Below are 7,795 nucleotides of genomic sequence, written 5' to 3' on the forward strand. Positions count from 1 at the left end.
CCCGGGCGGCGCGCAGCGCCGAGCCGGGATCCAGCGGGACCTGCCATGGGCGTCATCGTTGATCGACCGCTGATCGCCGCTGCGTGCTGACCTCACGTGTCCTCGCCGGCGGCGAACACGCGCGTCGCCAGCCAGGTCAGCACCACGATGAAACCCAGCAGCACCGCCAGCGATAGCAGCGGCGGGTACGCATAGCGGTCGAGGATGGCGCCGCGCATCAGGTCCACCGCGTAGGCCACCGGGTCGATGTGCGCCAGCCAGCGCAGCCAGACCGGTGCGCTGTCCAGCGGGTACAACGCGCCGGACAAAAAGAACATCGGCAGCAGCACCGCGTTGGAGATGATCGGGAACACCGTGGTCGAGCGGAAGCGCGCGGCGGTGGCCACGCCCAGCGCGGAGAACGTGACCGCGGCCAGGATCATGGTGCCGATCAGTTCCAGCAGCGCGAGCAGCGACAGATCCATGCCCAGAAGCGGCAGCAGCAGCAGCAGGATCGTCGCCGGCACCAGCGCCTGGATGGCGCCCGAAAGCACCTTGCCCAGCGCAATCGCCACGCGCGGCACCGGCGCCACCAGCACCGCCTTGAGGAAACCGATCTGGCGGTCGAACACGATCAGCATCGCCGCGAACACCGAGGAGAACAGCAGCGACAGGCCGAGCACGCCTGGGTAGATGTAGTGCAGATAGCCGCTACCGCCCATTTTGGAGCTGGCGCCCAGGCCCGAGCCCAGCACGAACAGGTACAGCAGCGGCTGGATCAGGCTGGAGACCAGGCGCACGCGGTCCACCCACAGGCGCTTGAGGTCCAGCATGATCACCGCGAACAGGCCCCTCATGGCTGGCCTCCCTGCGCGCGCGGCGCGGGCTTGCCGTTGCCATCCTCGAGCGCACGTCCGGTGAGCTTGAGGAACACGTCCTCGAGGCTGGGCTCGTGCACCTCCGCGCGGCGCGTGCGCACCGGCAGATGCGCCAGCACCTCGGGCAACACCGCCGCCGGCTCGGACGCGACCAGCAGCACGCCGCGCGCGCTGATTTCGGGGTGATGGCCGTGTTCGCGCAGCCATGCGGCGGCCTGCGCGTCGTCATCGGTGGCCAGCAGCAACACGCCGCCGCCGACGCGGTTCTTGAGTTCCTGCGGACTGCCCAGGGCGATGATCTGGCCGTGATCGATCAACGCGATGCGGTCGGCGGGCTCGGCCTCGTCCATGTAATGCGTGGTCAGGAACACCGTGCCGCCGGCGCTGACGTAATGGCGCACCTCGGCCCAGAACAGGCGCCGCGCATCCACGTCCAGGCCCAGCGTGGCCTCGTCCAGGAACAACACTTCGGGCGTGGCCACCAGCGCCCGCGCCAGCTCGACGCGGCGCTTCTGCCCGCCGGAGAGCTTCTGCGCCTCGCGCGCGGCGACATCCTCCAGCCCCAGCGTCACCAGCAGTTCCGCGCTGCGCGTTTTCGCCGCGCGCGAGGACAGCCCGTAGAACAGGCCCATCAGATGCAGGTTGTCGCGCACCGAGAGCTTGCCTTCGAGAGCCGGCTCCTGAAACACGATGCCCATGCGCTGGCGCACCGCCACGCGCTCGCGCACGCTATCGAAGCCGAGCACCTGCGCCGTGCCCTCGCTGGGCTTGAGTAGCGTGGCGAAAATCGAGAACAGCGTGGTCTTGCCGGCGCCATTGGGACCGAGCAGGGCAAACATCTCGCCGCGCCACACGGCAAGGTCGATGCCGCGCAGCGCATGCACGGCGCCGTAACGCTTGTGCAGGCCGCGCGCCTCGAGCGCCGGCGCATTGCCCGACACCTCGCCCTCAGCCATGTCGGGCATGCGCATCGGGCGGCAGATACTTGGCGAACCAGGCCAGCGCGCGCACCAGCACGTCGCGCTTGTGCGCCGGGTTGACGAAGCCATGGCCCTCGTTCGGATACACCACGAGTTGCGTGGGCACGCCCATGGCCTTCAGCCCACGCCACATCTCGAACGATTGCGGCGCCGGGCACTCGGCGTCGAATTCACCCACCACCATCAGCGTCGGCGTTTTGTCCCGCTTGATGAAGTTGATCGCCGAACTGCGCGCATACACGGCCGGATCATCGTAGACGCTGGCGCCGAAGAAGGGCTTCATCCAGGCGTCGATCGAATTCTCGCCGTTGTAGCTCAGCCAGTCCGACAGTCCGGCACCAGCCACCGCGGCGCGGAACACGTGCGTCTGCGTGGGCGCGAACATGCTCATGAAACCGCCGTAGCTCCAGCCGGTGATGCCGACGCGGCGCGGATCGACCGGGAAGTGCGCCTCGACCTGCTTCACCCCGGCGAGGATGTCGCGCAGATCGCCGTAGCCCATGTCGCGACGCACGGCCTTGGCGAAGCGCTCGCCTTGGCCGAAGCTGCCGCGCGGGTTGGGAAACAGCACGAAGTAGCCCATCGCCGACAGCGGCGCGCCACCGTAGTTCACGCCCGGCCAGCGTGGCTGCACCGCCCAGCTCGGGCCGCCGTGCACCGAGACGATCAGCGGGTAGCGCTGGTGCGGATCGTAGTTGGCTGGGTACAGCAGCCAGCCCTGCACATGGAAGCCCTGGTTGGTCCAGTGCAGCGATACCGACTTGCCCCACAGCGGGCGGATGCCGGCATTGACCTGCGTGAGCGCGCGCGGCGCGGCCAGCGCGGCGATGCCGCCATCGCTGGCGCGGCGCAGCGTGGTGGACCACACCTCGGGCGGCACCTCGAAGCTGCTCTGGATCCACGCCAGCGCATCGCCCTGCGCGGCCAGCGCCAGCGCCGACATCGCCGTGCCGTCACCCAGCGCGGCATGCACTGTGCGCAGCGGCTGCCAGCGGCCGTGACTGCCGTCGATGCGCAACGTGGCCAACTGGCTGGAGCCGCCGGCGAAGGCGTTGACCAGCAGTGCATGCGCGCCGGTCCAGGCGAACCAGCTCGGGGTGACGCCGATGCCCGGGGTCAGATCCGCCGGCGCGCCGCCCGTGGCGGGGACGAGGTACACGTCGCCGCCGGTGGCGCCCTGGTCGCTCATCAGCCCGCCGATGAAGGCGATGGACTTGCCATCCGGCGCGAAGCGCGGCAGCGCGATTTGCAGGCCATGCAGCGGCCCGGCCACGGTGTCGGGGTCCACCACGGCGCGTGGCGCGGCAGCGACGCGCGTCGGCTGCACGTACAGTTGCGCCACCCACCAGTGGTCGGCGCCGGGTGGCGTGGCCGCCACGTAGGCGATGCGCTGCGCGTGCGGCGCATAGTCGAATTCATAGACGAACAGTCCAGCGGGCGTGAGCAATTGCGGTGCGCCGCCCTGCGCCGCCACCTGCGCCACACGCTGGTGTTCGATATTGGTTTCTCCGATCACGCCCACCTGGGGTCCGGTCGAGGCCAGGGCGTCGGCACGGCGCGTGTCGCCGGGGATGTACAGAAAGCCCAGCGCGCGGCCATCCGGCGCCCAGCGCAGCGCGTGCACGAGGCCATCGAGATGGGTGATCTGATGCGGCTGCGCACCGGCGCGCGCCACATCCAGCAGCACGACGTCCTGTTGCGCGCGCTTGCCGCTGGCGCAGTCGGACAGGAACGCCAGCGTGTGTCCATCCGGCGCGAAGCCGGGCGCGGCGACGCCGCAGCCCTTGTGCTGGCCCGGCGCGGCGATGGCGCGCACCTCGCTGCCGTTGCCGTTGGCCAGGTACAGCCGCGCGCCGTCGGTGGTCTTCTCGACCCAGGCTAGATGCCGCGCGTGCGGCGAGATCGCCACCGCGGCAATGGCCTTGGCCGCGCCCAGCCGCGCCAGGATGGCATCCACCCGCGCCGAAACCGCGGCCGGAACCTCGGGTGGCGGGATCACATCGGCGGCCTGCGCCAGTCGGGGCGCGAAAGCCAGGCCCAGCAGCAGCGTGAACAGGCGCGATGGCAGTGACATGTCGGATCTCCGCGAAGACGTGCCGTGGTCGATCGAGCTTTGACAGCGGCGTGGGCGCGAGGTTGCATCGCATGGCCGGTGGCGACGGGTGTTGCCGTGCGCTACAGCGGGCGCGTGGCGTTGCGCGGGGCGCTGCTCGATACCGACGCGCTGGCCGAGTGCCGGCTTTGCCGACAACGACTGACCACGCAGCGTCGCTTTGTACGACGCGCTGATGCAGCGCCGAGCCCTCGCCGGCGGCGGTTCAACTATGCGGTGGTCTTGGGTATGGCTTACGGCCCCACTGCGGCGCTGGATCTGGTGGACGCGTGACGCGTACGCGCATCAGTACCCCGCGGCCAGGCCTGCCGGGCGTCTGCGATCGTTGGCACCTTCGATCATGCCGGTTTCCGGATTGACCAGGATCGCCTCGTCGGCGCCCCATGCGGGCACGACCTTGAACGTGTAGCCCATGTTCTGCAGGGCGGCCTGGGTGGTCGGCGTGAGATAGCCGGGTTCGACGAAGATGGCGTCCGGGTACCACTGCATGTGCATGCGCGGTGCATCCACCGCCTGCTGCATGTTCATGCCGAAGTCGACGACGTTGAGGATGCTCTCGAGCGTGGAGGAGATGATGGTCGAGCCACCCGGACTGCCGGTGACCATGAACACCTTGCCGTGCTTGAGCACGATGCTCGGCACCATCGAGGACAGCGGGATCTTGCCCGGCTGGATCTCGTTGACGTGGCCCTGCACCAGCCCGAAGGAGTTGGGCACGCCGGGCTTGGAGGTGAAGTCGTCCATGGTGTTGTTGAGGAAGAAGCCGGTGTTGCCGGCCATCATGCCGACACCGAACAGATAGTTGATGCTGTAGGTGACGCTGACCGCGTTGCCCTTGGCATCGAGCACGGAGTAGTGCGTGGTGTGCATGCCTTCGGCGGCGCCCAGGCTGCCCTTGACCTCGCTCGAGGGGGTGGCGCGGTCGGGCTGGATCTGGCTGCGGATGCGCGCGATGTTGGCGGTGGAGAGCAGGCGCTTGATCGGGTTGTGCACGAAGGCCGGATCACCGAGGTAGGTGTTGCGATCGGCGAAGGCGTGGCGTTCGGCCTCGGCCAGGACGTGCGTGGTCAGCACCGAGGCGTAGCCCCACTGGGCCAGCGGATAGCCATCGAGGATGCGCAGGATCTCGCACACCGTCTCGCCCGAGCTGGGCGGCGGCGGCGTCACCACCGTAGTGCCCTGGTAGCGGCATTCGATGGGCTTGGCCCACACCACCTTGTAGTCGCGGAAGTCCTTGAGGCTGAGGATGCCGCCGTGCTGCGCGCTGGCGGCGACGATGGCCCTGGCGATGGGGCCGTCGTAATAGGCCTTGCTGCCGCCCTGCGCGATCAATTCCAGCGTGTGCGCGAGCTCGGGCTGCTTCAACCGCTCGCCCGCTTTCCAGGGCTGGCCGTGGTTGAGGAAGATGGCGGCGACGTTGGGGTGCGCGGCGAAGTCCTTGCTGCGCGTGTCCAGGATCTTCACGTCGCCCGGCTGCAGCACAAAGCCGTCGCGCGCCAGCTTGATGGCCGGGGCCATCACCTGTTTCAGGCTCATCGTGCCGTATTTCTTCAGCGCCGCATCCAGGCCCATCACCGAGCCGGGTACGCCCACGCCCAGCCAGGTCTTGGTGCTGCGGCCGGGCACCACGTTGCCCTGCGCGTCCTGGAACAGCGTCGGCGTGGCCGCCAGCGGCGCGCGCTCGCGGAAATCGAGAAAGACGTTCTTGCCATTGGCCAGGTGGAGGGTCATGAAGCCACCGCCACCGATGTTGCCGCAGCAGGGATGCACCACGGCCAGTGCGTAGCCGACGGCGACCGCGGCATCCACCGCGTTGCCGCCTTGCTTGAGAATGTCCAGGCCCACTTGCGTCGCGTAATGCTGTGCGCTGACCACCATGGCGTGCTTGGCGAGCACGGGCTTGGCGTCCATCCATTCGGCCTGCGCGATGCCGCCGGCAGTACTGTCCAGCGCGGCGCTGGAGATCTGGGCGGAGGCCGCTGGCGCAGGATGCGCGGGCGCCGCATCGCGCGGCGCGGCGGCGGCCAGCGGGCTGGCCAGCAGGCCGCAGAAGAGGACGGTTAGGAGTCGATGCATGGGGCTCTCCTCGGTCGGTCGGGATTCAGATGCGGGTTGCGCAGATTACCGCCCTGCGCGCGATCAACTCGTGGTGGCCGCATGATGCTGCCACTACGCGGCAAGCGGCTCACTCCGTGCAACGATATTGCATCAGAGTGATGCTGCGACCGCTGTATTCACTCTGCTCCAGTACGGTCCAGCCCAGGTGCCGGTATAGGTCCACCTGGTCGAAGGTGTAGAGGTACAGCGCGGGCACGTGGCGGCAGGCGTGGTCCATCGCCGCGCGTGCCAGCTGGCGACCGAAACCGCGCCGGCGCCAGTCTGGCAACACCAGGATGTTGACCAGCCACGGGCCGAGGTCGGGACGTGTTGGCAGGTCGTGCGGCACGATGCTGGCGCAGCCCACGCGTTCGCCGTCGACGAGGCCGACAAAAAATCTGGGGATGGCAACGGCACGATCGAGGCTGTGTTGCAGATCGGCGCGGTTCTCGCGCCACACCGCTTCGTCCTCGATGCGCGCCCATTCTTGGTAGATCCAGCGGCCGACGATGGCGGCATCCTCGTGGTCGCGCAGTGGCTCGATATGCAGCGCCTCACCGCGTGGCGCGTCCGTGCCGCCGCTCATGCCGTGCTTTGCACGACGGCGCGGAAGGCGTGGCGCGCGGCTTCGAGCGTCTGTTCGATTTCGCTCTGTCCGTGTGCCGAGGACATGAAGCCGGCCTCGAACGCACTGGGCGCGAGGTACACGCCGCGCGCCAGCATGGCGTGAAAGAAGCGGCTGAACGCCGGGATGTCCGCGGCCGTGGCTGCGGCGTAGCTGTGCACCGGGCCGACGTGGAAGAACAGGCCGAACATGGCCGGCACATGGTTGCTGGTGAACGGCACGCCTTGCTCGCGTGCGAGCGTTTCGAATCCGGCGCAGAGGTGCATGGTCGTCTGCTCGAGCGCGGCGTGGAATCCGGGCCGCGCCACCAGCTCCAGCATGGCGAGTCCCGCCGCCATCGCCACCGGGTTGCCGCTGAGCGTGCCGGCCTGATAGATCGGCCCGGACGGTGCGATCTGTCGCATCAGTTCGCGACGGCCACCATAGGCGCCCACCGGCATGCCGCCGCCGATGATCTTGCCCAGCGTGGTCAGGTCGGGCGTGATCCCGTAGAGCTGCTGTGCGCCCCCGGGGGCCACGCGGAAGCCGGTCATCACCTCGTCGAAGATCAGCACGGCGCTGTATTGCGTGCACAGCGCACGCAGCGTTTCGAGGAATCCGGGCAGCGGCGGGATGCAGTTCATGTTGCCGGCCACCGGCTCGACGATCACACAGGCGATCTGCTGCCCATGTTCGGCGAACAGCGCGCGTGCGGCGTCGGTGTCGTTGTAGGGCAGGGTCAAAGTGAGATCGGCCAGCGCCTTCGGTACGCCTGGCGAGGAGGGCACGCCGAAGGTCAGCGCGCCCGAACCGGCCTTCACCAGAAAGCTGTCGCCGACACCGTGGTAGCCGCCCTCGAACTTGACGATGATGCTGCGCCCGGTGGCGCCGCGCGCCAGACGGATCGCGGCCATGGTCGCCTCGGTGCCCGAGTTGACCATGCGCAGCATTTCGATCGATGGCACCAGCCGCGTGATGGCCTCGGCCATCGCGACCTCCGCGGCGCAAGGTGTGCCGAAAGACAGTCCGCCGGCGACGGCGCGCTGCACAGCCTCGCGTACATGCGGGTGGTTGTGGCCGGCGATCATCGGGCCCCACGAGCCGACGTAGTCGATATAGCGCTTGCCTTCGACGTCCCAGAGGT

At 68.7% G+C, this 7,795-nt stretch carries 7 protein-coding genes (1 of these 7 only partly in view); 1 reads left to right on the forward strand and 6 read right to left on the reverse strand.

Annotation, left to right across the window (positions count from 1 at the left end):
• Nucleotides 1-92 precede the first annotated feature (92 nt).
• Genes Mschef_RS03385 through Mschef_RS03395 form a run of 3 tightly spaced genes read right to left on the reverse strand, consistent with a single transcriptional unit; the run spans nt 93 to nt 3,911 of the window.
• Nucleotides 93-836, reverse strand: coding sequence for an ABC transporter permease (locus Mschef_RS03385; protein ID WP_081126399.1), 744 nt, complete (start codon nt 834-836; stop codon nt 93-95).
• Complete coding sequence (locus Mschef_RS03390; RefSeq protein ID WP_168708895.1) at nt 833-1,822, reverse strand: ABC transporter ATP-binding protein; 990 nt, start codon at nt 1,820-1,822, stop codon at nt 833-835. Before Mschef_RS03390 ends, Mschef_RS03385 begins: the two co-directional genes overlap by 4 nt.
• On the reverse strand, nt 1,806-3,911 hold the full coding sequence (locus Mschef_RS03395; protein WP_081126401.1) for a S9 family peptidase: 2,106 nt from the start codon (nt 3,909-3,911) through the stop codon (nt 1,806-1,808). The genes Mschef_RS03390 and Mschef_RS03395 overlap by 17 nt, the downstream gene beginning before the upstream one ends.
• A gap of 78 nt (nt 3,912-3,989) precedes the next feature.
• Between Mschef_RS03395 and Mschef_RS03400 the strand changes: the two genes are divergently transcribed.
• A complete protein-coding gene (locus Mschef_RS03400; protein WP_136256380.1) occupies nt 3,990-4,223 on the forward strand; it encodes a hypothetical protein in 234 nt (77 codons plus the stop codon).
• A gap of 12 nt (nt 4,224-4,235) precedes the next feature.
• Here Mschef_RS03400 and ggt read toward each other — a convergent pair whose 3' ends face one another.
• The 3 genes from ggt to hemL all read right to left on the reverse strand — a co-directional run.
• Entirely contained in the window at nt 4,236-6,026 is a 1,791-nt protein-coding gene (gene ggt, locus Mschef_RS03405) for a gamma-glutamyltransferase (protein WP_081126403.1), read from the reverse strand.
• A 109-nt stretch (nt 6,027-6,135) separates the two neighbouring features.
• Nucleotides 6,136-6,633: a GNAT family N-acetyltransferase gene (locus Mschef_RS03410; RefSeq protein ID WP_081126404.1), complete on the reverse strand. Its 498-nt coding sequence runs from the start codon at nt 6,631-6,633 to the stop codon at nt 6,136-6,138.
• Nucleotides 6,630-7,795: the 3' portion of a glutamate-1-semialdehyde 2,1-aminomutase gene (hemL, locus tag Mschef_RS03415; protein WP_081126405.1), read on the reverse strand. Its footprint extends 127 nt past the window's final position; only the last 1,166 of its 1,293 coding nucleotides appear in the window; its start codon lies beyond the right edge, outside the window; it ends in the stop codon at nt 6,630-6,632. The genes Mschef_RS03410 and hemL overlap by 4 nt, the downstream gene beginning before the upstream one ends.

The organism is Metallibacterium scheffleri (genome assembly GCF_002077135.1).
Classification (GTDB): domain Bacteria; phylum Pseudomonadota; class Gammaproteobacteria; order Xanthomonadales; family Rhodanobacteraceae; genus Metallibacterium; species Metallibacterium scheffleri.

Excerpts from the sequence above, each read along its gene's own strand:
- Mschef_RS03385 (WP_081126399.1), bottom strand. The coding sequence starts at position 836 with ATGAGGGGCCTGTTCGCGGTGATCATGCTGGACCTCAAGCGCCTGTGG.
- Mschef_RS03390 (WP_168708895.1), bottom strand. The coding sequence starts at position 1,822 with ATGCCCGACATGGCTGAGGGCGAGGTGTCGGGCAATGCGCCGGCGCTC.
- Mschef_RS03395 (WP_081126401.1), bottom strand. The coding sequence starts at position 3,911 with ATGTCACTGCCATCGCGCCTGTTCACGCTGCTGCTGGGCCTGGCTTTC.
- ggt (WP_081126403.1), bottom strand. The coding sequence starts at position 6,026 with ATGCATCGACTCCTAACCGTCCTCTTCTGCGGCCTGCTGGCCAGCCCG.
- Mschef_RS03410 (WP_081126404.1), bottom strand. The coding sequence starts at position 6,633 with ATGAGCGGCGGCACGGACGCGCCACGCGGTGAGGCGCTGCATATCGAG.